27 protein-coding genes are annotated in these 24,664 nt (G+C 67.6%); 19 read left to right on the plus strand and 8 right to left on the minus strand.

What is annotated here, in order from left to right:
• The first annotated feature begins 23 nt into the window (after positions 1-23).
• From AB0P24_RS15830 to AB0P24_RS15860, 7 genes are all read left to right on the plus strand, one after another.
• Positions 24-326 (plus strand): WXG100 family type VII secretion target, encoded by a 303-nt coding sequence (locus AB0P24_RS15830; protein ID WP_365706350.1) that lies wholly within the window; start codon positions 24-26, stop codon positions 324-326.
• A 215-nt stretch (positions 327-541) separates the two neighbouring features.
• Positions 542-757, plus strand: a complete 216-nt coding sequence (locus AB0P24_RS15835) for a hypothetical protein (RefSeq protein WP_365794194.1) — start codon at positions 542-544, stop codon at positions 755-757.
• Complete coding sequence (locus AB0P24_RS15840; protein WP_365794196.1) at positions 754-2,274, plus strand: putative T7SS-secreted protein; 1,521 nt, start codon at positions 754-756, stop codon at positions 2,272-2,274. Before AB0P24_RS15835 ends, AB0P24_RS15840 begins: the two co-directional genes overlap by 4 nt.
• Positions 2,271-3,656, plus strand: a complete 1,386-nt coding sequence (locus AB0P24_RS15845) for a hypothetical protein (RefSeq protein WP_365794198.1) — start codon at positions 2,271-2,273, stop codon at positions 3,654-3,656. The genes AB0P24_RS15840 and AB0P24_RS15845 overlap by 4 nt, the downstream gene beginning before the upstream one ends.
• Entirely contained in the window at positions 3,649-4,341 is a 693-nt protein-coding gene (locus AB0P24_RS15850; RefSeq protein WP_365794200.1) for a hypothetical protein, read from the plus strand. Before AB0P24_RS15845 ends, AB0P24_RS15850 begins: the two co-directional genes overlap by 8 nt.
• Positions 4,334-4,927, plus strand: coding sequence for a hypothetical protein (locus AB0P24_RS15855; RefSeq protein WP_365794202.1), 594 nt, complete (start codon positions 4,334-4,336; stop codon positions 4,925-4,927). Before AB0P24_RS15850 ends, AB0P24_RS15855 begins: the two co-directional genes overlap by 8 nt.
• A gap of 541 nt (positions 4,928-5,468) precedes the next feature.
• Positions 5,469-6,662, plus strand: a complete 1,194-nt coding sequence (locus AB0P24_RS15860; RefSeq protein ID WP_365794204.1) for a hypothetical protein — start codon at positions 5,469-5,471, stop codon at positions 6,660-6,662.
• A gap of 782 nt (positions 6,663-7,444) precedes the next feature.
• Here AB0P24_RS15860 and AB0P24_RS15865 read toward each other — a convergent pair.
• On the minus strand, positions 7,445-7,978 hold the full coding sequence (locus tag AB0P24_RS15865; RefSeq protein WP_365794206.1) for a hypothetical protein: 534 nt from the start codon (positions 7,976-7,978) through the stop codon (positions 7,445-7,447).
• A 238-nt stretch (positions 7,979-8,216) separates the two neighbouring features.
• On the opposite strand from AB0P24_RS15865, the gene AB0P24_RS15870 reads away from it, so the two are divergent.
• The 6 genes from AB0P24_RS15870 (at position 8,217) to AB0P24_RS15895 (ending at position 12,751) form a co-directional block, all read left to right on the plus strand.
• Positions 8,217-8,522: a hypothetical protein gene (locus tag AB0P24_RS15870; protein ID WP_365794208.1), complete on the plus strand. Its 306-nt coding sequence runs from the start codon at positions 8,217-8,219 to the stop codon at positions 8,520-8,522.
• The gene (locus tag AB0P24_RS15875) at positions 8,519-9,802 is read left to right on the plus strand and encodes a putative T7SS-secreted protein (protein ID WP_365794209.1); all 1,284 of its coding nucleotides are present in this window, start codon (positions 8,519-8,521) and stop codon (positions 9,800-9,802) included. Before AB0P24_RS15870 ends, AB0P24_RS15875 begins: the two co-directional genes overlap by 4 nt.
• Positions 9,803-9,852: 50 nt before the next feature.
• Positions 9,853-10,431 carry a hypothetical protein gene (locus tag AB0P24_RS15880; RefSeq protein WP_365794211.1) on the plus strand — a complete coding sequence of 193 codons (579 nt, stop codon included), beginning with the start codon at positions 9,853-9,855 and terminating at the stop codon, positions 10,429-10,431.
• Complete coding sequence (locus AB0P24_RS15885; RefSeq protein ID WP_365794213.1) at positions 10,428-11,096, plus strand: hypothetical protein; 669 nt, start codon at positions 10,428-10,430, stop codon at positions 11,094-11,096. Before AB0P24_RS15880 ends, AB0P24_RS15885 begins: the two co-directional genes overlap by 4 nt.
• Positions 11,093-11,656: a hypothetical protein gene (locus tag AB0P24_RS15890; protein ID WP_365794215.1), complete on the plus strand. Its 564-nt coding sequence runs from the start codon at positions 11,093-11,095 to the stop codon at positions 11,654-11,656. The genes AB0P24_RS15885 and AB0P24_RS15890 overlap by 4 nt, the downstream gene beginning before the upstream one ends.
• Positions 11,657-11,917: 261 nt before the next feature.
• Complete coding sequence (locus AB0P24_RS15895) at positions 11,918-12,751, plus strand: PIG-L family deacetylase (protein WP_365794217.1); 834 nt, start codon at positions 11,918-11,920, stop codon at positions 12,749-12,751.
• A gap of 689 nt (positions 12,752-13,440) precedes the next feature.
• Here AB0P24_RS15895 and AB0P24_RS15900 read toward each other — a convergent pair.
• From AB0P24_RS15900 to AB0P24_RS15925, 6 genes are all read right to left on the minus strand, one after another.
• Positions 13,441-14,187, minus strand: a complete 747-nt coding sequence (locus tag AB0P24_RS15900; RefSeq protein WP_365794219.1) for a hypothetical protein — start codon at positions 14,185-14,187, stop codon at positions 13,441-13,443.
• Positions 14,188-14,212: 25 nt separating this feature from the next.
• Positions 14,213-15,103 (minus strand): hypothetical protein, encoded by an 891-nt coding sequence (locus AB0P24_RS15905; protein WP_365794220.1) that lies wholly within the window; start codon positions 15,101-15,103, stop codon positions 14,213-14,215.
• 19 nt (positions 15,104-15,122) lie between these two features.
• Positions 15,123-16,349, minus strand: a complete 1,227-nt coding sequence (locus AB0P24_RS15910; protein WP_365794222.1) for an enoyl-CoA hydratase/isomerase family protein — start codon at positions 16,347-16,349, stop codon at positions 15,123-15,125.
• Positions 16,350-16,407: 58 nt separating this feature from the next.
• Positions 16,408-16,710: a hypothetical protein gene (locus tag AB0P24_RS15915; protein ID WP_234533856.1), complete on the minus strand. Its 303-nt coding sequence runs from the start codon at positions 16,708-16,710 to the stop codon at positions 16,408-16,410.
• Between the two features lie 61 nt (positions 16,711-16,771).
• On the minus strand, positions 16,772-17,758 hold the full coding sequence (locus AB0P24_RS15920; protein WP_365794224.1) for a hypothetical protein: 987 nt from the start codon (positions 17,756-17,758) through the stop codon (positions 16,772-16,774).
• Between the two features lie 41 nt (positions 17,759-17,799).
• Positions 17,800-18,495: a hypothetical protein gene (locus AB0P24_RS15925; protein ID WP_365794226.1), complete on the minus strand. Its 696-nt coding sequence runs from the start codon at positions 18,493-18,495 to the stop codon at positions 17,800-17,802.
• Between the two features lie 325 nt (positions 18,496-18,820).
• On the opposite strand from AB0P24_RS15925, the gene AB0P24_RS15930 reads away from it, so the two are divergent.
• The 5 genes from AB0P24_RS15930 to AB0P24_RS15950 all read left to right on the plus strand — a co-directional run bounded on the left by AB0P24_RS15930 (position 18,821) and on the right by AB0P24_RS15950 (position 22,684).
• The gene (locus AB0P24_RS15930) at positions 18,821-19,123 is read left to right on the plus strand and encodes a type VII secretion target (protein WP_365794227.1); all 303 of its coding nucleotides are present in this window, start codon (positions 18,821-18,823) and stop codon (positions 19,121-19,123) included.
• Positions 19,120-20,529, plus strand: coding sequence for a hypothetical protein (locus tag AB0P24_RS15935; RefSeq protein WP_365794229.1), 1,410 nt, complete (start codon positions 19,120-19,122; stop codon positions 20,527-20,529). Before AB0P24_RS15930 ends, AB0P24_RS15935 begins: the two co-directional genes overlap by 4 nt.
• A gap of 75 nt (positions 20,530-20,604) precedes the next feature.
• Positions 20,605-21,444: a hypothetical protein gene (locus AB0P24_RS15940; RefSeq protein ID WP_365794231.1), complete on the plus strand. Its 840-nt coding sequence runs from the start codon at positions 20,605-20,607 to the stop codon at positions 21,442-21,444.
• Positions 21,441-22,088, plus strand: coding sequence for a hypothetical protein (locus tag AB0P24_RS15945; RefSeq protein ID WP_365794233.1), 648 nt, complete (start codon positions 21,441-21,443; stop codon positions 22,086-22,088). Before AB0P24_RS15940 ends, AB0P24_RS15945 begins: the two co-directional genes overlap by 4 nt.
• Positions 22,088-22,684 carry a hypothetical protein gene (locus tag AB0P24_RS15950; protein WP_365794235.1) on the plus strand — a complete coding sequence of 199 codons (597 nt, stop codon included), beginning with the start codon at positions 22,088-22,090 and terminating at the stop codon, positions 22,682-22,684. The genes AB0P24_RS15945 and AB0P24_RS15950 overlap by 1 nt, the downstream gene beginning before the upstream one ends.
• Here AB0P24_RS15950 and AB0P24_RS15955 read toward each other — a convergent pair.
• Positions 22,674-23,363 (minus strand): hypothetical protein, encoded by a 690-nt coding sequence (locus tag AB0P24_RS15955; RefSeq protein WP_365794237.1) that lies wholly within the window; start codon positions 23,361-23,363, stop codon positions 22,674-22,676. The two genes, AB0P24_RS15950 and AB0P24_RS15955, sit on opposite strands and share 11 nt — an antisense overlap.
• A 549-nt stretch (positions 23,364-23,912) precedes the next feature.
• On the opposite strand from AB0P24_RS15955, the gene AB0P24_RS15960 reads away from it, so the two are divergent.
• Complete coding sequence (locus tag AB0P24_RS15960) at positions 23,913-24,653, plus strand: hypothetical protein (protein WP_365794239.1); 741 nt, start codon at positions 23,913-23,915, stop codon at positions 24,651-24,653.
• Positions 24,654-24,664 lie beyond the last annotated feature (11 nt).

A 24,664-nucleotide genomic window follows, 5' to 3' on the forward strand; every position in this document is an offset into this window, starting at 1 on the left:
CACATCAACGGGAGGGAGCCGTCATGGCCGGCAAAGACACGGATCTCACATATGCCGAGATGGAGAAGGTCGCGGGCGACCTGATCAAGGACATGCACGAGCTTGAGGACAGGATCAAGAACGTGGAGAAGCGGGTCAGCGCCCTGGTGGAGAACGGCTTCACCACCCAGAAGGCCTCGGGAGCGTACGACGACTCCATGAAGGACTTCACCAAGGGCGCGACCAAGACGATCCAGGGCCTGCACGGCCTCTCGGACTTCCTGAAGAAGGCCAAGGAAGCGTACGAGCAGCTGGACGAGCAGCTGGCCAAGCAGGCCAAGGGCTGATCACCGCCTCGGCAGGGGATGGTTCACGTCGGTGCGATGGAGCGGTCGGCCATCGCACCGACGGGCTTTGCGGGGACGTTTCACGAGTCTTCTCGACGGGGGTAGTTGTGTCGGATCAGACTGCTGATCTCTCACGTATCAAGGAGAGTGCTCGCTCGCTTTCCAGGATCCACCGGGAGTTCGCCGGAAACGCGAACCCGGCCAAGGGGCTGGGGGTGCCCGTCTTCGGCGAAAAGGGCCTGGTCGACGTCTTTGACGACTTCGGCGACAACTGGCGGGTCCACCGCGGGCGTCTGCTGGACGAGTTGGAGAAACTCTCGAAGATCCTCACCGCCGCGGCACAGGGCTACGAGGACATCGATCACCAACTCGCCGACGCCCTGCGCGGCACGGACGCCAAACCGGCCGGCCCCGGGGGAGGGGCCAGGTGACGCGCCCCCGGGCCGAAGAGTGGTCGGTGATCGGGGAGTCGGCCGATCCGGTACCGGGCGATCCGGACGAAGTCGCCGCACTCGGCAGGGAACTACGGAAGACCGCCGAATCCATCAAGAAACAAGCCGCCGAGATCAAGGCTCTGTCCTCGGTCGAAGCGTGGAAGAGCAAGGCGGCGGAGGAATTCCGGCAGCAGGCGGCAGAGGCCGAGGGAAAACTGCGCAAGGCTTTCCAACGCTACGACGCGGCGGCCGACGCGCTGGGCGAGCGGGTCCTGGACGGTTCATCCTCCACCGAGTACGCCTCGGAACTCCACCGTGCGCAGCAGATGGCCGACAAAGCACTCCGGGACGCCCGGACTGCGGACGACGAGCACCGGGCGAGCGGCGGTGCCCTCGACAAGCTGCCCAAGGACACTCCCGACGACGATCCGAGCCGCAAGAAGCTGCAGAAGCGCCAAGAGGCGGCCAGTTCGGCGCTGGAGCGGGCCAAGAAGGACCTGGAGACGGCGAAGGACGTCCGGGACGCGGCGGCCAAGCGAGCCCGCGACGCGATCCGGCACGCCATCGACCATGACGGCCTCAAGGACAGCGGCTGGGACAAGTTCAAGGGGTGGGTGCACGATCACGCCGGGGTGATCCAGTCGATCCTTGCGTGGAGCGGGTGGATCGCCACGATCTGCGGGACGCTGTCCTTGATGGTGGGGTGGATCCCCGTCATCGGCCAGGCGCTCGCCGGCATCCTGGGCAGCATCGCGCTTCTCGCCACCCTTGTCTCGCTCGTGGGGCACCTCCTGCTGGCCCTGTCCGGTGACGGCAGCTGGTTCGATGTCGCCCTCGACGTCGTCGGCCTCGTCACGCTGGGCATCGGCCGTGGTGCCATCGCGGGAGCCAAGGGGGCGTCGCTGGCCGCGAAGGCCACCGCGAGGTCCGCGGCGGGCCGGGCGCTCAGGGCCGGCATCAGGGCGAAGCCCGGCACGGCCGCTTACCAGCGGGCCCTGAACCAGACATGGAAAAGGGCCAACAAACTCAGCGGCGGTGCTCTGCGCGGCAAAGCCGGCATCGAGGCCATCGCCGGCGCGCCGAAGGGATGGAACCCGGGAACCGCCCGGCTCATGGACGCCTTCAGCCCGAAGTCGATCGGCAAGGAAACATGGGAAGGGCTCAAGGGCGTCAAGGACCTCAATTGGAGCAACCTGCGGCAGCTGGGGGACGGTTCCGCCTGGGCTGGAGCATGGCCACGGGTCGGGGACAGCGGCATTGCCGGGCTGGAGAAGAGCATGGGGCAGATCTCCGAGTCCCTGCGGGCCGACGACGCGGTGAAGGCGGCCAGCGGAGTGTTCAAGACACAGACCCGGATCTGGGCGGGCTCGACCTTTGTCGCCTCGGCTACCGACCTTCTCGACAAGGGCGAGATCACGGGCTGGATCGGCGATCATGTCGGGATCGGCGGGCTGGACGACGGGGTCTGGTCCGCGACCGGAATCAAGGACGCCACGACGACGGGCGACGGGTGAGCGGACAGATGAAGGCCGAGCAGCGGGCAACGGAAGAGGCGCCGGGCAGGCCGGGCGCCCTGGTGCGACCCAGACGTATGCGCCCGCACAACGCCGACGTCGTACGCCAGGCTCGTCTCTACGCCGACGGGAAGACTCTCGTCGTACGCGACCGGCGACTGCGTGAGCGCCGGTATCCGGTCGGTGCCGGAGGCATTCGGCGAGCCGTGTTCGTCCAGCCGCCCCCCGACGCGTGGGAAACCGTCACCAGGCGGCCCGCGGAACGCTGGGGTGTGCTCGTCTTCGAGAACGAGGACGGGCGGGACGTCCTGTCCGTCCCACTCGCCGAGTGGCTGCCGGAAGCCGGTGTCGTGGGGATCCTGCACCTGAAACCGGCGAAGTGCCTGGACCGGACTGGCCTGCGGGAGCTGGCCGCGGCTCTCGGTATCCCGGTGGAGGAGAAACCATGTTCCGTGTCCGGTGAACGTGAACTGCCGGAGACAGGCTCGGGACAGGCCCCGGACCGTGCGGTCCATCGCGAACTGCCCCTCTGGCACAGCTGGATCAGAGGACTCGGCTTCTTCGGCTGGCTCGTCGCTCTCGTCGTCGCCTTCGCGGCTGATCTCGACTGGTGTCTTCCCGTCGCCGCGGGTGCTCTGTTCGTCGTACCGGCAGCCGACTCCGTGGTGCGTGTCGGAGCGTGGTGGCGAAACCTGCGGGACGATGACCGGCGCTTCGCCGAGGCTGTGGTGATCACGCCCGATCCGTTGGCAGAGGAGGGAGTCGCGCCGAGGTTCCGCCGTACGGCGTCCGTACGCGTGCTGCCCGGTGCCGTGGTGCTGACCGACACCGTCGGCCAGGAGCGCTGGCTTGGACGCGATGGCGCGCACGGCATCGCGCGGCTGGTGCGCCTCGTGTCTGCGGGAGACCGACAGCCGCTGGGCGTCGAGTTCAGGGACCGCAGTGGCGAGGCCCGCGCTCTGCTGCCGTGGCGGCACTGGTTCGCCGGTCCACAGGGCCGCGATCGCTGGGAGGAGATGATCTCGGCACTCTCGGTTTCCGCGGCTGACGAGGAGGTGCGAAGCACCAGGCAGCCCGCAGGAGTCACCAAGCTGTGGTGGAACGGCCACCCCCTCGCCGCGGACGCCCGCATGATGTCGCCTCTGCCGTCGAAGGACGCCCGGGCCGAGACGAGTTGGCACAGCTCGGTGGTCGGCGGAAACGAGTTGCTGCTGGTTCCCCTCTTCAGCCTCCTCCTGCTCGCCGGACTCTTCGGCGACACCCTCACCGCGCGCCTGGCCGGTCTGTTCTCCGTACTGACCATCGTGGCCGAATGGGCCCCGGCCGCGGCGAAGTCTCTGTTCAGCCGCTTCCACTACGACAAGCCGTACAAGAATGCGTGACGCCACCGGCCGGACCGACGACACCGGAGCCACTGTGACCGCGACCGTGGGCAGCACCCGCTCTCCCGCTCCCCCCGCCGACTACCGGCTGTTGCTGCCGGACGGCTGGTTCCGGGTACGGATCGACCCGAAAGGGCGTGCGCGCTCGATCGACGCACTGGTCGACCGGAAGTTCGAGGGAGTCGACAACGCGCCTCACCTCAAACGCCAACTGCGCGACGAACTCCTCGCACAGGCCACCGCGGCCTACCGGGACGGAGGAATCGAGCTGTATCTGAGTCTCCAACAGGCGGGTCCCCTCACGATTCCCGCGTCCCTGCTGATCACGTTGGTGCGACCGGCACCCGGCACAGCCCCGTTGGACCCAACCGAACTGGCCAGGCGTCTTTCGGCCGACCCGGACGCGGAGGCCACGGTCACGGAGCTGGCAGCGGGTACGACGCTCCGCGTACGCCGCCTGACAGGGCAACCGGACACCCCCGCGCCGGCCGGGGCGCCGGGAAGCGCCGACGAGGCGCTCCCCTCGGTCACGGTGGACTACCAAGTGCCCGTGCCGGGAACCGCGGCGCGCCTCCTGCTGACCTTCTCCACTCCACTCGTGCAGATCGCCGACGCCATGGTCGAGCTCTTCGACGCGGTGGCCGGCTCCCTCACCTGGCTGGAGGGTGACGCCACCCATGAGTGACATCGAGACCTGCGGAATCGTCTGTCCGACGGACTGGGTGCCGCTCCCGCTCGATCCCTCGGACGACATCAAGGGCTGGGCGAAGGACACCGCGACGGAACTCTGCGAGCGCAGCCGCGCTGCGGGGTACGAGCTGGACGGCAGAGCCCTGCGGAAGGACCTGCGGGGCTGGGCCGAGGACAGCCGCAGTCGTGCTCCGCTGTACGGCTTCGCCTTCTACCCCGACGGGTTCGACACTGCCCTGGCCCTTCTGGAAGTCGAGGTCGTCAGGCCTGACGACACGGTCCCGCGGTTTTCTCTCGAGTGGCTGGCGGACACCTTCAGCGCCCACGACTTCGGGCCCCCGCTGATCTCGCACCCCGAACTGCCGATCGGTCCCGCCGTGCGCCTGCGCCAGAACTTCGCAGCGGACGGCATGCCCCGCCGCGGCCCCGGGGTGCTGCTGCAGACCATCACGTACGGAGTCCTACCGGAAGGCACCGACAACGCCGTCGTGCTCCAGGTGTCCTGGACCGTGCCGGGCGTCGACGAGGAGATCGAGGATGCCGCGGACAGCATCGCTCGGACGCTGACGGTGGGGTTCTGAGCGGAGGGGAGCCGAAGGGTCGGCGGAAAGAGGCGAAGCAGGGAGGGGCGTCGGTCACGCGACCCGCCCTGGGCGGGCCGTCTTGCGGTCTTCGCCCTGCACGAGGTTCAGCGCGACGTTTCGCCGCTCCTGCTCGGTCAGCTCCGGCGTCGCCTCGTCAGCTTCGGCCGGTAGTCCCTCCGCTTCGGCTCCGCCCGCGCGACCAAGGCCTTGACTTCCGAGAACTGCTCCCCTGCGCCGTCTCCGTCATCTGCCGTGTGGCGGCGTGCACCAGGGAAGTGACTCTGCCAGTGCTTCCGCCCCGAGGCCGGACGGAGACGTTCGACGCGCTCCGGTCAGAGAGATACATCGCTGAATTGCCTGTCGGCGGCCGGTTCGTCGGCTGAAACGGGGAACGAGACGGTCTGCGGGATGGCCGTCATCATGTTGCAGATCGGGCTGAATCCGACGATGGTGCGAACTCGCCGAGACGCTCGACGGGGTCAAGCCCGGCGAGATCGGCAAGGCGCTGTCCGAGGGGCCCACGAAGCGCCTGCTGCGGATGCGCTCGGTGGTCAAGGAGTCGCTGAACCTCAAGGCGTACGCGACCGACATCCGCGATGACCCCGCAGTGCACCGGGCGGCCGCGGCCTTCCCGGAAACGGCGCCCAAGCTGTCGGAGGCCGCGGACTCCTCGTTCAAGACCATGGCGGGTCAGGCCAAGGCCCTCTACTACGGCAGCCAGGTGCTTGCCGCTCTTCGCCGACTGGCCGAACCTGGCGCACACGAACCCCGGCGAGCCGTGGGTCACCGGGCCGAACGTCCTCCAGGGCGTGAAGGAGATTCCGGGCATCGGGGCCGCTGGGACACCGTTCTACAACTGGCACTGGAGCACCAGCGGCTGACCCGGGTCGGCTGTCAGGTGTCCCAGGGCGGAGAGAGCAAGGATCACGTGGCGAGTGAGGACGAGCGGTCCGTCGACGAGTTGTTCGCGGAACTGCCGGAGAAATGGCAACGGTCGCTGGAAGAAGTGGGCCTGGGGCTGCCGGAGCTGCGCCGTATCGCGGCCGGCCGGGACGGCATGCGGCGGGTACGCACCATCCTCGCCGAGTTCTCCGAGGCGACGAGCAACCCTCGTCCGGCGCGGGCCGGGTACGGTGGCGGAATTCCGGTGTGGCCGTGGGCCCGGCTGTTCCTGGTGGCCGTCGTATCGGCCGTCGTCTGTCTGGTCTGCAGCCTGTTCATCGGGAAGGCGGCGGCGTTCGTCGGCCTGCTGCTCGGGCTGCCGGTGTTCTGGGTGGCCCTCAAGACCCGTGACTCCCGAGGAGCCCCCGTGGCCCGGTATGTCACCGCGGCCGCCTATCTCGTACTGGTCCTGGTCGGCTCGTACTTCGCCAACGCCTGGTATTTGCGGCTGCGCGGGGTGGAACAGACGGTCACCATCGCCGCGCCGACCCGTCAATGGACGCACGGTACCCGTGAGACCTACTGCAGGGTCCGACTGCGGGACGGCTCCGTCCACGAGGTGATCGACAACAAGGAGAACTGTGCCGACCGGATCGGGCAGACGACCACGGCGGTCGTCGATCCTGCCGGTCACTACAAGCCTTCCCTCGGCGGCAAGTCCGAGATCGGCGGCGTTGTCGAGGGCTACATATGCCTGGGCGCCGCCGCGGTGCTCCTGCTGGCGCCGGTGACGGTCGTGGTCATAGGGCGGCGCGAGCGGTATGACCGGGCGATCGGGACGGCGGTATGAACGGCGAGAGGGCTGATGCGGCCGGTGGTGATGGAGACGTGCGCGTACGGCATCCGGGCCGACGAGGCGTGGGGGCTCGTCCTGCTCATGGCGCCGACGAGACGTGGGGGGGCTCGTCCTGCTCACGTCCTGGAAGGCGCTGGCCCGCACAGACGAACTGTGCGCTCTGACGGACGAGTTGGCCGACACCGTCCGGGTCACGGCCTAGCCGGCGGGCGGCCCGCGGTCAGGTGCCGGGAGAGAGGGGCGACCTCCAACGGCCTCAGGCGGCACCGAGAGCCTTCGCCCTGCCGGGTGATCCGTGATCCTTTTCGGGTCGCCGTCCGCCGTCCCGCGGTCCCCCACACACCGAGAACACCCAACACAGTGGAAGTGACCTTAGCCGTCCGCTCTTTCCCGGGTGCAACGGGACGTGTACGGTTCACGATTCCGCCGCAGAAGGACCGTGCGGTCGCACGCGTCGCCCCCGTAGGATCTTTGCTCGTGCGGACGCCCATGCCATGGCCAAGGATCCGCGCAACGGTGCCACGGGGGAAGGCCCTTGCGGCCACATCAACGGGAGGGAGCCGTCATGGCCGGCAAAGACACGGATCTCGCATATGCCGAGATGGAGAAGGTCGCGGGCGACCTGATCAAGGACATGCACGGCCTCTCGGACTTCCTGAAGAAGGCCAAGGAAGCGTACTAGCAGCTGGCCAAGCAGGCCAAGGGTTAGTAAAGTCCGAGGTCATTGAACGATCGGGTGCGACGGAGCGCGTGCTGTGCTCCGTCGCACCCGGCTGTCAGGCCTCGGTGGCTCTGGACGTGCCCGGCTGCGGTTGGCGTGCCAGGTAGGTGTGCAGCTCGCTGCGCCACTCCTCGGTCGTCAGCGTGAGCCATGAGCCGTCCCTGAACCGCAGGAGCAGCCTGTCGTTCTCGAACTCGGGAAGCGGGTCCGCGAGGACGGCGTCCCCGGCCGGAATCTCGGCGACGACCTGCATGAGGGCGTCCCGCCGGACGGACACGCGCTTGGGCGGAGCGGCCAGCAGAATGCGGTTCCCGGCAAGCGCGACCAGGCGTTGGTGGTGGGAGGAATGGCTGTACCACTGCAGGAGGAGGCGGCCGGCCGACCCGTTCCAGTCGCCGTCGAAGGGCTTGTCCAGACCGAGTTCGACGACGGCCTCGTCCCGCCGCTTCCTGTCGAGCTGCGCAGCGCGGTGACGTTCTTGCTCTCCGGTGGTCGACAGCATGCGTTTGATGGCTTCCTCGGCCGCGCCGAGGAGACTCAGCGACTTCCCGATCCACAGCAGGGGCGTCCCCAGAGCGACACCGAGCATGCCGAGCGGCCTCATCGTGGCGGGGCGCAAGGGCCCTGCTCCGGCTGCCCGTTGGACCTCGGCGGGTGGCTCGGGAATCTTGCCGATGGTGCACCAGGCTGCTGCGTCGGGTGTGACGCCGAGTCGGTCCCGTATGGTGCGGTCGGTGCTTGTGGACAAAACCCGTCCCACCTTCCAAGTCGTTTGCCGAAGGAAGTCTCGCGGCAGTGTCTCATGTCCATGATGGGGGATTTTTGCAATGGCGGACAGAATCAGATACGACCTCGACATGATCAAGGGGTGCTCACGCAAACTGGGCAAGCTCCACAATGAGTTTGATCAGCACGGGAACCCTGCGGACGGCTATGAGGGCGAACTGGGGCACGGCGGCCTGAAGGACGCTTTCGACGAGTTCAGTACCACTTGGAAGAAGACGCGCAAGAAACTGTCGAAAGAACTGAAGAAGCTGGCCGACTACACCGGAGCAGCGGCCCAGAAGTACGAAGAGATCGACCACGAGTTGGCCAAGGCAATTGCCGAGAACACGGGGAGAGGGAAGAAGTGAGCAGGCGCTCCAGTGATTGGCCGCCGCTGTGGGACGGGGATCCCACTCCGGGCGATCCTGACGAGGTCGCCGCCCTGGGGCGGAAGTTGCGGCAGATGGCGGACATGATCGACGAGCAGGCGCGCGTCATCAAGGCGCTGTCCTCGGTCGAGGGCTGGGACAGCGAGGCCGGCCGCGCTTTCAACGAGATCGCCGACGGTGCGGGAGACCGGCTCAAGAAGGCGTTCGAGCGGTACGACGAGGCCTCCAAGGCTGTGGGTACCAAGGTGGCCGAAGGCGAATCGAGGGAATTCGCCGGAGAGTTGCACCGGGCCCAGAAGAAGGCCGACAAGGCCTTGGCGGATTATCGTGAGGCCAAGTCCGACCACGACCTGGCCGACCGGGAGGTGAAGAAGTTCACGGACAAGTACCTCGTCAGCGAGATACCCGAGGCGGACAAGCCCGAGTACGAGCGCTGGGAAAAGAAGCGCGACGAGGCGCTGCACCGAATCGGTCAGGCGCGCAAGGAAGTGAAGGACGCCCGGGACATCTTCGACGACGCCGGAGACCGCGCCGCCCGCCATATCAAGGACGTCGTCCACCACGACGCGGTGCGCGACCCGGGCGGATTCATGAACTGGCTCGCCGACTGGGCGGACATGTTCTCCAACATCTCCGCGATCCTCTCCGTTCTGGCGGTCGTCTGCGCATTCATCCCCCCGCTGCAGTTCCTGGTCCCCGTCTTCGCCACCCTCGCGGTGCTCTCCAGCGCGGCGGCCCTGGCCGGACACGCCTACGACATGTCGGTGCGCGGCGCGAAGGTCAACTGGCTGAAGTTGGGGACGGACTTTCTCGGGGTCCTGCCCGGGCTCGGCGCCCTCAAGGGTTTCAAGGCAGTGAGCAAGCTCAAGGGACTGGCCAAGCTCAAGGCTTTCGGCAAGGTCGGCACCTGGGGCGAGGCCGGCCTTCGCGGGCTTGACGGAATCGGTCACAACTTCCTCAACGGTATGAGCGTGAGCTTGACGAACAAGGTCCTCTCCCAGGGCCTCAAACTCGGACAGCGCCTCAACGTCGCGGGCCTGCCGGAGAGGTTCGCGCCCATCGGGGGAAAGCAGATCACCGGGATCATCAAGGGCAACGGCCTCGCGAGCGCGCTGCACCGGATGTTCAGTGGTGACAACGGTGGGACCACCGGTTACCAGGAGCCGGAGCCCGCCAGGTCCACGCCGGCCCCTTCGCCGACCCCCTCACCGTCGCCACAGCCCTCGCCGAAGCCGTTCCACGCGGCTCTGGCCGCCTAGCCGCAGCGCTGTGACAGCGACGGACACCCCGGGAAAGGAGGGCGACACCAGTGGATGACACGACCGACCTCGGCGAATGGGAATTCGTCGGCCGCCGAGGTACAGACCCCGTGCGCCTGGTCCCAGGTGAGGTGATCGCCGGAATTCCCAGGGCCAGGACGGAAGCGGAGCGGCTGGGAGAGGAACTGCGTTTTGACTTTCTGGACGACCGGGCGGTTCTGCGGCTGCTCCGGAGTCGTCATCAGGACGAGGTCGCGATGTTCAACGCGGGGTTCAGAACCGGCGTCCCCCTGGCGCTCATCGGCTTCGGCGCGGCGGTGTACTGGGGCGGTGTGGTCCAGTACTGGGATTCGGAAGCGTCCCGTCTCGCTTTCGGGGGCGCGGCGGTCGTCGTCGTACTGGTCCTGCTCGCCGTCTACGTGCGCACCGCCGCGGTGCACTGGGGCGACCCTGTTCGCCAGAACCTACGGGCACGCGCCAGGGGATACCGCGAACTGGCGCATCTCGCACGCGGGGAAGGGGCGGACATCCCCGCTCACTATCCGCACTACGGCCCTTACCCGTTCGCGGCCACCTTCCGCCCCGAGGCGGACCGAGCAGAAACCACCGATGGAGAAGGCCTGTCGTGAGCGCCGTAACAGCAGAGGAGAACGTCCAGGGTTCTGTCGGCGGCCCGGGCATCGATGTCCGCTGGATCATGCCGGAGGGGTTCTTCGAGATCCCGATGGACGCGGAGAACCTGGACGAGACTGCCGAGCAACTCGTCGAGATGGCCCGTGCCGTGATGCCTGAGGCCACCTTCGAGGTGCAACTGCAGTGGGCGGTCATGGTCGCGGCGCATTATGACTCGTTCGCCGAGGCCGGGATCCAGTACTCCGGCTTCGTCATGACCGAGGTGGACGGCGAGCGGTGCACGGCCACGGTCACCGTGAGCATGATCGACCTGGACGAGAGGGCAGGGACCCGTCCCGTCGGCTTCCTGGGCTCGACGATGCGTCACCTCGACATGGGGCAGGTCAGCGAGATCGAGTTGCCCTGCGGTCCGGCCGTGTCCTGCATCGGGACCCGGAAGGCGAGCCTGCCCGGCAGTCTTACCGCGTCCGGGACAGACGAGCCGGTGGTGACCTCCTTCATCCAGGTCCAGATACCGCTGAGCAACGGAACGGTCCTGGTCCTGGAGATGGGCACACCCACCCCCCAGGCCTGGGATGTCTTCTCGGCCATGTTCGCCGGCGTCGTGAAGAGCGTCCGCCTGTTCAACGAGTCGGGCAAACCGATGGTGATGCCCGGATGACCACGGAGCCCGGCGCCACGGCACCGCCCAAGGACTACCGGCTTCTGGTCCCCCGGGACTGGTTCCGTATTGATCTCACCCAGGAGCGCTGGCGCGCCCAGCTGAAGACGTTCGTGGACCACCAGGCCGAGGGCAAGACCGTTCCGGCCGAGATCAAGCAGGAGGCCTGGGCGACCTTGCGGAACACCGCTGAGGCCGGGGTCAGGTCCGGTGCGCTGGAGTTCTTCCTGAGGCCGGAGCTGGAAGGCGGAGGCATCCTGCCCGCTTCGCTCATCGTCTCCCTGATTCCCCGGACCGGAGGGCTGGCTCCCCGGCAGCTCCAGGCGTCGCTGGAGACGCAACAGCGGCAAAACGCGTCTGCCGCGGAGGTCTCCACCGTCGTCCTGCCCGCTGGGGAGACGGTCCGCGTCCTGGGGCCGAGGACTCTGGACCTGTACGTGCAGATGCCCGGCGGCGTCGGCTACCTGGCCCTCGCGTTCGCGGTGCCGCTCGGCGGAGTTACGGGCCCGATGCGCAACCTGTGCGAGTCGATCTCGCAGTCGTTGCGATGGATCATGTGAAGGCACCGGGTGGCGCCGAGCCATAAAGGTCGCGCCGGTATCCCGTTCGCGTTGCACCATGGGCTCCCGGACGGCCGAGCGTCCGCGCCGGGAACAGCCGGCCCGGTCGGCACCGTTGCATCGACCGAGGCAGCGGCGTGGCACGGGCCGGGAACACGGAGACCACACAATTCTCCGCCCCACCAGGATCCGGGCCCACGATCGTGGTATGTCCGCCGCGCACTCGGACCAAGACGTAATTTCTGCAGGAGGAAGTGCTTCATGACCGACCGGCCGTTGACGCTCATGGCGGTACACGCCCACCCCGACGACGAGGCGACCGGAACCGGAGGGGTCCTCGCGCGGTACGCGGCGGAAGGCATCCGCACGGTTCTCGTGACGTGTACCGACGGCGGTTGCGGTGACGGACCGGGGGGTGTCAAACCAGGCGATCCCGGTCACGATCCGGCGGCGGTCGCCTTGATGCGCCGTCAGGAACTTGAGGCGAGCTGTGACGTCCTGAAGGTCAGCGACCTGGAGATGCTGAACTATGCCGACTCCGGAATGATGGGCTGGCCGAGCAACGACGCCCCCGGATCCTTCTGGCAGACCCCTGTGCAGCAGGGCGCGGCCCGACTCGCGGAACTCATGCGGCACTACCGACCTGATGTGGTCGTCACCTATGACGAGAACGGCTTCTACGGCCACCCCGACCACATCCAGGCCCACCGCATCACGATGGCGGCGCTGGAGATGACCGCGCTGACACCGAAGGTGTACTGGACCACGATGCCCCGCTCGATGATGCAACGGTTCGGCGAGCTCATGCGCGAGTTTCATGAGGACATGCCGGAGCCGGGCCCTGCCGAGGCCGCCGCGATGGCCGAGATCGGCCTGCCCGACGACGAGATCACCACGTGGGTCGACACCACCGAGTTCAGCGGTCAGAAGTTCGACGCGTTGGCCGCGCACGCCAGTCAGGGCGAGAACATCTTCTTCCTCAAGATGGGCAAGGAGAGGTTCGGCGAGTTGATGGGCTTGGAGACCTTCGTGCGTGTCCAGGACGCCACCGGCGCAGCCATACCCGAGAACGATCTCTTCGCCGGACTGCGCTGATCCACCTGCCCGACCGGCTGGGAAAGCGCATCGACCGCACGCCGCGATCGAGCGGGTCCCATCCCCGGAAGCTTGTCCACGCGAGATCCGCTCCGGCAGCCCGCGGCCCGGTCTTCGCCGTGGACGAGCTTCAGCGCGGCTTCGACGTCCCGCCGCTCCTGGTCGGTCGGCTCTGCCATCGCCTCGTCGGCTTCGGCCCGCAGTTTCTTCGCTTCGGCCGCCGCCCGCGCGATCAAGGCGTCGACTCCCGAGAACTCTTCTTCTATGGCCTCGGTCTCCGCCATCTGCCGCGTAGCGGCGTGCACCCTGTAGGCCGAGAGATCCATCCCGGCCCGCACAGCATGCCGTCTGATCTGCTCGGCCTGGTCATGGTCGCGGCTGATGCTGATTCTGGCCTTGGTCGTACGGAGAGCGTAAGACGCGTATCGGGGGACTGTAGATGTCCGGAAGGTCCCCCTCCTCGCGGGAAGACGGTGGCTGCAGGCAATCCGGAAGTCGTGGGGGAAGGCGCCAACGCCCTCGGCCCTGCACGTCAGGCGTGCAGGGCCGAGGCCTCAGTCGGAGGGGATCGCGGCTTCAGTCGTACTGCCAGGCTCGCCCGATCCGTAGGGCATCGCTTCCTGCCAGGAGCTCGTCAACGTGTGGCAACGAGTGGGCCCCCGATCGGCGTCGCCTTCACCGGAGCATGCTCACCGACATGGTCTCCCATTCGTATTCTGCGGGTCTTCCGCGTCATTCCGGTCGTCCTCGGTCCTGCCGTCGCCTTGTCCTGACGAGCCCATGTTGTTTTCAGGAACGGGGAAGGAGACAGTCCGTAGGATCGCCACCGTTCCGTCGCAGAACTCACCCCAGTATTCGGTGGATGCAGTACGAAGGGTGAAGACGGCGGTGTACGGGCCCGTCGGGAATGGAACATAGACCTCGATCTGACCGGTCAGCAGCTTCTTGGGCTGGCCGTCTGCCGTGATCGCGGGGTTGAGGCTCAGCTCGCGCAGGGTGACGCAGGAGACCGCAGGTCCACAGGGCAGGTCCAACCAGCGGGCATCGTTCAGAGGATCACTGCTCAGCGTCGCGAGGATGCCCTGCGCCGCGATCTCCGGATCCGTCTGATCGGTCTGGACGGCGGCCACGGTGAAGGCGCATTGGACGACACCACCGTCGTTCGTGGAGAACAGGCCCAGCGCGGAGTATGCGAGACCGCTGTCCGACAGATATTCGGCGATGGCCTCGAAGTAAGGAGCCGCGGGGGTCCAGATGGTCTCGTCGCCCCGGGAGTACAGCTCCCGCACGAAGGCGTGGGCGAGTTCGGCACGTTCCTCCGAGGTACCGGCGAGGGGGAGCGCGAAGAAGCCGTCGGGGGTGATGAAGTTCATCGGGGGTACAGGGCTGCCGTCCATGTCGCTGACGACGGGGGTGGCGTCCGTGGGCTTAGCCATGAAAGCTGTCCTGGGTGCGAGTCGGTCAGAAGTCGTGGTCGCCGGGTTGAAGCGGAACCTCTTCGCCGTTGAGGCCCATCAATCTCTGCACGGAGATGCGCCCGCCGACCGGCGGGTCCTCCGGACCCAGTTGTTCGGCGAGGAAGTTGCCGCTCGGTCGGCGGCTGACCACGGGGGGAGCGGAGAAGCCGCTCTCTGTGACCATGTCGTCGACTGTGCGGTGCTGGCCGGGGGTGAGTGCGTCGAGGGGGATCAGCTCGTTCGGGATGGTCAGGTAGCGGAACCACTCGCCGGTGTGTACGTGAAGGCGGCACCAAGAGCCGTCGGTGAAGCGGATGACGGTGTCCGCCTTGTCCCTGCTGTACGCCCTCCTCTCCACAGCCGCGATGTCACGGCGATCGCACTCCCACAGGACCTCGGCCTCGCTGCCGCGGCCACCCGGATACCCGATGAGGACGATTCGTTGGTCGGTGACGAAGGCTTTGGTCTGATAGGAGGCGCGCCTACGGCCCCGGTCGAGCTGCCAGGGCAGCGTGCGGGCGAGAGTATTCGGTGCAGCCCACATGACCGGGAAGTCCTCGACCTCGTTCTCGGGATCCTCCGGTGGTGTTTTGACAGGGCCGGAAGGCCCCTTGATGGCACTGCCCGATCCGGCCAGGGTCTCCAGCCCACCCACGACCACTGCGAAGAGTGCGGTCAGAGCGGTTCGGCCCGCGGAAAGCGCTCGACCGCCGCCCTCGCTGTGAGGCGTGTAGACCGGCCCCTCGGGCCAGTCCGGAAGCTCGCCCTGAATGTCATTCCGATCGGTGTCACGGAACCATTGCATGCCGGCGACTTTGGGAGCGATACCGGTGGCGAATGTCACGAGGCACCGGGCGAGCAGCAGCTCGCCCGGTCGCGGCTGCCAAGTAGTCATGGGGTGAGACCTTCGCTGTTCAGTGGGCAGTAGCGGCCTGGTTGAGGCGATCGCCCGCGTTGATGTGTTCCTTGGCCTGTGTGTAGATGCTGAACGCCTTCGGGGCTATCTTGAGCGTTCCGTCGATGCCTCGACCCAGTTTGCTCAAGGGATCGACGCTCAGTTTCTCCGGGGTGAGCAGGTTCCAGCCCTTGGTTCCCATGGTCTGCCCCTGCCGGTAACCGGCTTTCATGACTCCGGCCAGCCGATTCAACTTTGAGCTTTCGCTGCCCACCAGTTGCATTTCCTTCGTCCCCCAGAGGGTCACGGACTTCCCGAAGGCTGTCAGGGACTTGCCGCCGGCCACCGACTCCGCCTTCTCGCCGAAGGAGATCAGGTTCCGGCCCATCCTGGGACCCAGGTCCCTGAATCCCGCACCGAAGAGCTTGGCCTCGGCCGCTGCGTCCACACCCTTCTCGATCATGACACCTTCCTTGCCGAAGGCGCCGATGCCCGGCAGCAGACCGAGTGCGTCCGTCCCGAGCTCCATCCAGCTGACGTCCGCTCCGGCCGCCTTGGCAATCGAGTGGGACAACAGGGCCAGCCCACTGGTGAGGATGGCTGCCGCGCCGAAGATCGCCCCCAGCGGTTCGAAGGGGAGCGTGATGATGGCCAGGAGGGCAAGTACTGCCGTGAGATCGCTGAGGACGTCGCCGACCATCTTGATCAGGTCCGCGTGATCTTCCAGCCACTTCCCCGTGGCATTCCACGCATCCTCGATTCCGTGCCCCAGCTTGTCCCAGAATCCGGGCTCATCGGGAGCGATGTCACCGGCCTTGTCCAGCTCCTTGCTGACCTGGCGGGCCGCCGCCCGGTAGTCCGCCTCCAGTTCGTGGACCTTCTGGATGACGCCGTCAACGGCGCTGGAGGCTTTGGCGAGTTCGTCGCTGCCTTTGCCGTCCGCTTTTCCCTCGGCTTTGGCCTTCGCGTCGAGTTTGTCCCCGGCGATCTTCTCCAGCCGGTCGGCACGGTCCTGGAAGTCCTGGAGGTCGTCGGCCCAGCGGTGGAGTGCGCGCGACGCCTTGTCGAAGGAGTCGTGACTCTTGCGGATGAGTGGCGTGACGTCCCTGTCGATGTAGTCGGTGAACGCGATTGCAGTCTTGCCCTTCCAGGCCCCGCACTCGATACGCTCCAGCTCTCCGAGCGCCGTGCCCAGCTCCCCGGCGAGCTGACCGAGTTGCTTGGCGAGGTCACGGGTGTCCTCCACGCTCCCCGGCGTGGGATCCCAGCCTATGTGGGGGAAGGCAGGCCGCTGCCCAGCCACGTCACTTGCCCTTCTGCTTCGGAGCCTTGAGGGACTCGGCCAGGTCCAGATCGAGCTTGCCGAAGCTCTCCCCGATCTTGTTGATCATCTTCACGGCGCCCTGGGTGTGTTTACCGAGCTGCTTGATGCCGTAGCCCCAGTCGTCGGCGAAGTCCTGCACGTCTTCAATGAGTTGCTTCTCGCCGACGGCTGAGGCGTCCGCGCTGCGGAGCGTGCGGCGGGTCGTCTCCATGCGGTCGCTGATGGACGAGAAGGTCTTCTTCAGGTCCTGGAAGATCGTGTCTTCGAGGCGTAGGTCACTCATGTCGGATTCTGGTCTCCTGAAGCGACCCGGAGCCGGAACTCCGCAAGCCGCTCACGTCTCATCAGCGGTTGACCGCCTGGATTTCCTTCACTGTCACGTCCTGCTCGTACGTCGACAGGCCGTCAGGCAGGCCCGGCTGCTGGGCAGGGCCGTCCGGGTCGGCCGAGTCCGTCCACGTGACCTTCCAGGTGATCGACGCCTTGAAGGGGTAGGTGCCGGTGCCGGAGGAGCGGCGGTAGGTGATGTTGCAGGCCGCGTCCTTGCTGTCGACCGTGTAGCCGTTGTCGCCCTTCACCAGGTCGTACGTGCAGGTCTGCGGATCGGCGTCCGCCGTGCCTGCGTCGACTCTGAGGGCCACGGGAGTCGCGACGGTCGTCGCGGCCATCTCGACGCCTTTGTAGTTGATGCCGGCCGTTGTCCACACCCGGTCGAAATCCCCCTCGAACTTCACCCGGGTAGCCAGGTTCACCTTCAGTTGGTCCGGGCTCGGGCTGAGTACCACCGGAGGCTTCGGCAACTTCGTCGAGTTGTAGGCGAGTTTCGAGAGGATCTCGGGGGTCAGTTGGTTGGGATCCGCCTTCGGCTGAGCGGGCGGGACCCAGATCTCCCAGTTGGCCGGGGTCACCGGGCAGGCGTCGGTGTAGTTGTCGTTGCGGAACTGGACTTGCCACCAGAGACCTTTGTCGCCCTTGTGGTAGTCCTCATCGGCGCGCTTCTTGGCGTAGCTCGCGGCTGGTTCCTGGGCGCCCTTGTACGAGGACTTGATGAACTCCTCGTACTCGTCCGGGGTGTACATGGGTTCGTACCAGCAGACGGGGGGCTTCCAGTTCGCGTTCGAGGACGTGGCCTTCGAGGTGGAGTCGCTGGAGCCTCCGGTCTTGCTCTGGCTGATCCGGATGTGGGCGCCGATGGTTCCGGATCCTGAGCTGGCGCCCGAGTCGGTGCCGGAGTGGGGTGGTGTCGGTTGGACGTCGCCCTCGTCACCGCCGTAAGAAGGGTCGCCCGCATACGCCGGAGTGCCGGCTCCCAGCGCGATGACCAGGCTCACGGCCGCAGCCGTTCGAAATGTGGGACGTGCGGCTCGGACACCTACCCCTGCACGCACGAGGCATCACCCTTCTTCCAGCTCTGCCGCGTGACCTGCCAGTCGCCTGCCGAGTCTTTCGCGACCTGGAGCGTATTGAGGATGAAATCCTTGTCACTCGGTTTGGTGACCTGCACCTTTTGAGACTTGATGACCTTGCCGTATGCCTTGCTCTGGTCCTCGCAGTAACGGACCGCCGCCGTCTTGCCGTTGGCGATGTCGGTGACCTCGAAGTTGAAGTACCGATAGTGTCCCGTAAGGGTCAGCCCTTGCTTCTTGAGCTCCGCGACCCTGTCGATCCAGTAAGTGCGGGCGTATCCCGCAAAGTAGCGATTGAGATTGGCGGTCTGCCCGTTCCCCTTGGTGAAAGCTTCGAGCCGAGCCTCGGCCGCGTACGCCAGGTCGCGCAGAGCCGCGTCCTTGGTGACATCTCCCGTCGACTCCCGGTCGACGGTCACCGTGATGTCAGACGGGAAGTCGAAACTCGGCGCGTTCTTGTCGGCCGAGGCGGAGGCGGACGGCGATGGAGAGGTGGTGCCTCCCGTTCCGTTGGCCCCCGTGATCTTGTCGTTGCCCTTGGAACTGTCGTCCCCGCCTCCGCATGCCGTCAGCAGCAGGGCTGCGGTCGTGGCGAGCGCGGCGGCAACGGGCAAGGTGCGGCGCTTCACTGTGGACTCCCCCGTGAGAATGAAGTTCGTCAAGAGTGCAAACGGTATCCGTGGGATCCGGGGTTTCGCCACCGCGAACTTCGCTGTAGACGTGACGAATGACGGTATTCGGGACCCTCCTCGGGAGGGTGGCCCAGTGGTCGCAGCGAGGTGTCCCCTACCCCGGTCAGCCGCATGGGCATTGTGAAAATTGTGCGGGCATGGCGTGGATGCCGGTATGACCTGCTGGGCGCCGCCCCTCCTTTGGCCTCCCTTTGCGGTCCATTGGTTGTAGCCCCCGAAACCCTCGACACACAGTGACCCTGGCCTCCTGCGTGTCGCGGGGCGGCCGGGTAGGCAGGTGTTCACGGGGGTAGTGATGGCGGATCACGTCAGGGTGTCCACGAGCGAGTTGCGGGAGATCAGCCGGTCTGTCGCGAAGTTGAAGTCCAACTTTGAACATGCGAAGGATCTCGTCGACTCGTACGGCTCCGAGGTCGGGTCCGGTGATGTGGCCGACGCCCTGGGCGACTTCGCGGACGACTGGAAGAAGAAGCGCAAGCAGCTCTGCGACGGGCTGGAGTTTCTCGGGAAGACCGCGGGCGAGGCGGCGAAGGCCTACGACGGGGTCGACCAGCATCTCGCCGACGCGTTGATCAAGGCGCAGCCGGGGGACAAGTGAGCGACGACTTCTCCGGGGTCGACTGGCAGACGGCCCGGTATGACGACAAGGAGTTCACGCCGGGGGATCCGTACGAGGTGGCCCGGCTCGGCAAGCGGATCTCCGACACCGCCAAGCTGATCGAGGAGCAGGCCGGGAAGCTGCGCAATCTCGTCGACGGGAACGGGTGGGACTCGGACGCCGGGAAGGCGTTCGCCGCGAAGACCGGGGACACCGTCAAGCTGCTCAGCCAGTCGCATCAGCGGTACGCGGCGGCGGGGGCGGCGCTCGGGTCCTCCGTGCCGTACGAGCCCATCGCCGACCAGGTGCGGGAGAACTGGGCGACCGCTCTCAGCCACGCCCAGAACCGGGTGCGGACGGCGCTGAAGAAGGCCGCCGCCGCCGATGCCGACAGCAGCGGCTACCAGAAGCAGATCGATCAGCATCCGTCCGGGGACGACAGCCACCCGGACAAGCAGAAGCTGAAGCGGCAGAAGGAGGCGTCGGACGGGGAGCTCGACGCCGCGAAGCGGGAGCTTCGGGCGGCGCTCGACTACCGGGACACCCAGGCCGGGTACGCCGCCAAGGCGATACGGGACGCCATCGACCACGACGGGCTGAAGGATCCCAAGCACCACTGGTGGGACAACTGGAAGGACTGGGTCGCCACGATCGGCCACTGGGCGGGGGCCATCGCCGGCGTGCTCTGCCTGCTGGCGCTGGTGCTGAGCTGGGTACCCATCCTCGGCGAGGTGCTGGGGGCCCTGGCGCTGATCGCTTCCGTCGTCGCCCTCGTCTGCGACACCGTCTCCGCCCTGGACGGCAAGGGCACCTGGCTGGACGTCGCGATCGACGTGGTCGGCGTGTTGTCCTTCGGCGCCGGCCGGGTCCTCGGGACGACCTTCAAGGAGGCGGCCACCGCCGCACGCGGCTCGTCGGCGCTCAGGGAGTTCCTGAACCTGCGGGGGCTGGGTGTCGGCGAGAAGCTGGCCGGCGAGATCGCCCAGGCGAACTCGGGAGTCAAGGCGGGCAAGATCGCCGAAGCCCTCGCGAAGGGACCTGACAGTGTCCTGCCCAGAATGAAGTCGATCGTGAAGGAGTCCGTCAACTTCAAGGCGTACTTCAGCGACATCCGTACGGCCGTCACCGAACGAGGAGCCGAGGACCCGATCCTCACCAAGGACCTGCCCAAGTGGGGCGGTCTCTCCGATTCGGTGTTCAAGGGCAAGGCATGGTCGGCCGGCGGCCTCTACGCCGCGAGCCAGGTACTGCCCCTGGGCGCGGGCATCGTGAACCTGGCACCCGCGGCGGGCTGGGAACCGACCTCCATCGAACGCAACCAGTTCGACGGTCTCAAGCACACCGCCCCCGCCGGGGCGAGCGGCATTCCCTTCTACAACTGGAACTGGAAGGTCACCGGCGGCTGACCGAGTCCGCCGGGACCGAGTCGGCCGGCACCGGATCACGGCGAGGCCCGCAAGGGCGAGGAGAGAACGAGGAAAGTGGCACCTGGAGACGGACAGACCGTCGACGAGCAGTTCGCCCGGCTCCCGGGAAGCAGACAGCGTGAACTCGAAGCGAAAGGGCTCGGTCTGCCGAGGCTGCGCGAGATCGCCCTGGAGGAGGGTGGCGAGCCGGCCGTGCGGCACATCCTCGCCGAACACTCCCGCCCCTCCAGCGGCTGGGATTTCGACGGCGATCGGCGCACGGACGAGAGCAGAACGGTATGGCCGTGGATACGGCTGCTTCTGGCAGCCGTCATCGGCGTGTTCCTCTGCCTGCTGTCCACGTATGTCCTCAACTCCTCGGCGCTCTTCGTCGGTGCGGCCTGGGGCGTGGCCGTGGCCTGGGCGGGGTTCAGGACCCGCAGGTCCCTCGGAGGGCTCGTGGCCTGCGGCCTCGTCGCGGTCGCCTATGTCGCCCTGGTCTGGATGGGCTCGTACGCCGCCGACGAGTGGTACCTGCACCTGCGCGGGCAGGAGACCACGGTCACCTACGCGAAGCCCCTGCACGAACAGGCGTCGCACGGTGTTCGCGTCACGTACTGCCGTGTCACGCTCCCGGACGGAACCATCCGGCGCGTGTTCAGGAACGACAAGCGGTGCGCGGACGAGAGTTCGGTCGGCACCAGGACTCTCGCGGTCATCGATCCGTCGGATCACTACCGGCCGGTCCTCGGAGGCAGGTCCGCCATCGGCGGGACCTCCGCCGCGTACGGCTGTCTCGGTGCCGCCGCCGTCCTCGTCCTCGCACCCCTGACCGCCGCTGTGATGAGCAGGTCGAACGAGCGGCGCGGTCGGCAGGGCGAGACCGGCGGCCTCGTGAGCGGAACCGACGTATGACGGACCGTACGGAATCCCCCGTTGCGGCAGCCCCCGCCGCCCCATCCCCCTCCGACTACCGCCTGGCCGTCCCCGACGGCTGGGAGCGGATCGTGCTGGACAGCCCGGAGCGGTGGACCCACCGCATCGACAAGCTGGTCAAGCGGGGACTGCGGCGGACGCAGGCCACCCCGCAGCTTGAGGCCGCGCTCGCAGATCGGATGCGGGCGCAGGCCGAGGCGGCGCAGGCCAACGGCGGCGTGGAGATGTACGTCGTCAACCAGGTCCTCGGCCAGGTGCCGGTCTCCGCCGGTCTCGTCGTGACCGTCCTGCGGCCGTCGCCCGGCACCGAGGCCGGCGACCTCGGGGACATCGCCCGCTCCCTCGCCCTGCGCGCCGAGGCCCGTGCCGACGACGTCACCCTCGTCGACCTCCCCGCCGGCCCCGCAGTACGCCACCGCTACCTTCGCCGTCCCGCCGCCGACGATCCCGACGGCAACAAGCTCGCCGTCGCCCATCTGGACGTCTACCTCGCCGTCCCGCACAGCGGTCAGCGGGTGCTGCTCTCCTTCTCGACGCCGACCGCACCGCCGCTGGAGCCGCTGGTGGAGGCCCTGGTCACGCTGTTCGATTCCGTCGCCCGCACCCTGCAATGGATGGCCTGATGCCCGAGTTCGCCGCCGCCACGGTTCGTCTGCGGACGCCCAAGGACGCCGTCGTGCTGCCGGTGCGCGCCTCCGTCGAGCTGGGCGCCTGGGCCGGGGAGGCCGCCCGGCGGCTCGTCGAATCGGACGACGGCGAGCCGAAGCTGCTCGATGCCCTCGCCACCGAACTCCGTGAAGCCGCCGCCGACTCCCGTGAGCGGGGACCGATCGCCGCACTGTCGTACGTCCCCGAGCCCCGTCTCGGGGAACTCGCCCGGATCGAGTTGTCCGCGCTGGTCGCCGACGACACCCATCCGGTCCTGACCGTCGACCTCCTGCGGCGCTACCTCGCCGCCCCCACCCCGGTCTCCTACCGCCCGCCCGAGGCCGAGTTCCGTACCCTTCCCACGGGTCCCGCGGTGCGCGTGCGGCACGCGTACGTGCAGGACGTCGGCCGGGACGGGCTGGGGACGGTGATGGAGACGTGCGCGTACGGCATCCGGGCGGACGAGACGTGGGGGCTCGTCCTGCTCACGTCCTGGAAGGAGCTGGCCTGCACGGACGAACTGTGTGAGCTGACCGACGAGTTGGCCGAGACCGTCCGGGTCACGGCGTAGCCGGCGGGCGGCCGGCGGTCAGGTGCCGGACGAGCGGCTCGCCCTCCAACGACGCCAGGCGGCACCAGGAGCCGTCCGTGAAGGTGATCCGGAAGTCGCGCTCGCCGACGCTGAACGGCCGTCGCTCGACCGTGGCGACCGTGCTCAGGTCCGTCTCCCAGAGGACTTCCTCCCAGGGGTCCCTGGGGTCCCGCAGTCCGCCGAGGACCAGCAGCCGGCGGTCGGTCAGGACCAGGTGCGTGATGTCCGTGTCGGGGCGGCGGGCCGGGTCGAGTTCCCAGGGGAGGGTGCGGGCGATCGTGCCAGGGGCGGCCCACAGCACCGGGAAGTCGGTCTCCTCGTCGTCCGGGTCCTCGCTCTTGCCCAGGGAGCCCCCGCCGCCGGGGCCGCCGCCCGTCGGGCCGTTGCCTCCGGAGACCACGGTCAGGACGAAGAGGCCGAGGAGGAACGCGGCCGTCAGTACCGTCCACACCACGGGGCCGACCCGTGACCTGAGCCGATAGGCCGGGCCTGGCGGCCAGCCCGCCAAATCGGCCTGTATGTCCCGCCGTTCGGTGTCCCGGAACCAGCGCCGGCCCTGGACCCGGTGCGCCGCGCCGGTCGCGAAGGACACCGGGGCGCGCGCCACGAGCTCCTCACCCGCCGGGGGCTGCCAGGAACGGCGCTGCGGCACGGTCACGGTCCGCCATCCTCAGAGTCGGGCGTCGCGGTCGGGCGTCGCTGTCGGTCGTGTCGTCAGGGGTGTTCACGGCGGCGAACCCCTTCGCCCGGCCGGGTGATCCGTGATCCTACTCGGGCCGCCGTCCAGGACCCGGCGCCCGTCGGCCCGCGTGAGCACTTCGTGCAGACCTCATGGGCGCGCGGTGAGGGCGTCGGGCGTGGACTCGGCCGTGGACAGGGTGCTGACAGGGTGTTGTGGATTCGCCTGCGCACAGTTCGGAATCCCTTCCCGTCTCCCACATCCCAACCGCCGCACAGACCACCGCAGTTGCAGATCGCAACGACGATTTCGGTGAGGTCAAGGAGTCCGGGCGTGCCTTGAGGGGCTTATGCACGGCTGATACGGTGCGATCGCTTGACACTCGCCCTGCGGCCGAGTATTTGGCCGGGTCGGGGTGATTCGTGTGGAGTGTCCGCTTTCGCTGTACCGGCAGGCACGGCGACAGGCGTTGACAGGTTTTCAGAGTTCTCGACAGAGACTGTCTTGGCTGTAACGGGGAGCGGTTGCGTGAAGATCCAAGAGCGTACGGGGGCGGGCGCCGGTCGTTCCGCGGGTCCGGCTCAACCCTCGGTCGGTGACCGGCTTCCCACCGCCCCCCGGGAGCGCAAGCCCGCGCTGGCCGCGCTCGCCGTGCTGCTGATTCTGCTGGGGGCGCTGGGGGCGACGACGCTCGTGCTGCAGGCCGGCAAGCGGATCGAGGTCATAAAGATCACGCAGGAGATTCCGGCCGGCTCGTCCGTGACCGGGAGCAACGTGACCTCCGTCATGGTCGCCGACGACTCCAGCATCCACTACGTCAGGTGGTCCCAGCTGGAGAGCCTGAAGAAGCTGAAGGCCACCAGCACCATCCCGGCCGGTGCCGTCGCCGTCGGTGAGATGTTCGGCAGCGGCAGCAAGCTTCCCGCCGGCAAGTCCACCGTCGGCCTGGCTCTCAAGGAGGGTCAGTACCCGAGCGGTCTCGAGGTGGGCGACACCGTCGCCGCCTACCGTGTCAGCAGCTCCTCTTCCTCCGGCGGCTCCTCCTCCGGCGGTTCGTCCTCTTCCTCCGGCGGCGATTCGCTGATCACGGGCAACGCCAAGGTCAGCGCCGTACCGGACGACAAGAGCAGCTCGGACCTGGTCAGCAGCACCAACTACGCCATCACGCTCACCGTCGACAGCGCCGACGCCGCCGCGCTGGCCCAGGCCGCCGCCACCGGTTCGGTCGCCCTCGTCCTCGTGCCCGGCGTATCCGGCAACGGCAACTAGAAGGCGGCCCG

The sequence above is a fragment of the Streptomyces sp. NPDC086519 genome, assembly GCF_040686075.1.
GTDB lineage: Bacteria > Actinomycetota > Actinomycetes > Streptomycetales > Streptomycetaceae > Streptomyces > Streptomyces shenzhenensis.

Bases quoted from the DNA above. Each gene is read 5' to 3' on its own strand.
- AB0P24_RS15830 (WP_365706350.1), top strand. From the start codon at position 24: ATGGCCGGCAAAGACACGGATCTCACATATGCCGAGATGGAGAAGGTC.
- AB0P24_RS15850 (WP_365794200.1), top strand. From the start codon at position 3,649: ATGCGTGACGCCACCGGCCGGACCGACGACACCGGAGCCACTGTGACC.
- AB0P24_RS15855 (WP_365794202.1), top strand. From the start codon at position 4,334: ATGAGTGACATCGAGACCTGCGGAATCGTCTGTCCGACGGACTGGGTG.
- AB0P24_RS15860 (WP_365794204.1), top strand. From the start codon at position 5,469: ATGCGCTCGGTGGTCAAGGAGTCGCTGAACCTCAAGGCGTACGCGACC.
- AB0P24_RS15865 (WP_365794206.1), bottom strand. From the start codon at position 7,978: ATGCTCGGTGTCGCTCTGGGGACGCCCCTGCTGTGGATCGGGAAGTCG.
- AB0P24_RS15870 (WP_365794208.1), top strand. From the start codon at position 8,217: ATGGCGGACAGAATCAGATACGACCTCGACATGATCAAGGGGTGCTCA.
- AB0P24_RS15890 (WP_365794215.1), top strand. From the start codon at position 11,093: ATGACCACGGAGCCCGGCGCCACGGCACCGCCCAAGGACTACCGGCTT.
- AB0P24_RS15895 (WP_365794217.1), top strand. From the start codon at position 11,918: ATGACCGACCGGCCGTTGACGCTCATGGCGGTACACGCCCACCCCGAC.
- AB0P24_RS15900 (WP_365794219.1), bottom strand. From the start codon at position 14,187: ATGGCTAAGCCCACGGACGCCACCCCCGTCGTCAGCGACATGGACGGC.
- AB0P24_RS15905 (WP_365794220.1), bottom strand. From the start codon at position 15,103: ATGACTACTTGGCAGCCGCGACCGGGCGAGCTGCTGCTCGCCCGGTGC.
- AB0P24_RS15915 (WP_234533856.1), bottom strand. From the start codon at position 16,710: ATGAGTGACCTACGCCTCGAAGACACGATCTTCCAGGACCTGAAGAAG.
- AB0P24_RS15930 (WP_365794227.1), top strand. From the start codon at position 18,821: ATGGCGGATCACGTCAGGGTGTCCACGAGCGAGTTGCGGGAGATCAGC.
- AB0P24_RS15945 (WP_365794233.1), top strand. From the start codon at position 21,441: ATGACGGACCGTACGGAATCCCCCGTTGCGGCAGCCCCCGCCGCCCCA.
- AB0P24_RS15950 (WP_365794235.1), top strand. From the start codon at position 22,088: ATGCCCGAGTTCGCCGCCGCCACGGTTCGTCTGCGGACGCCCAAGGAC.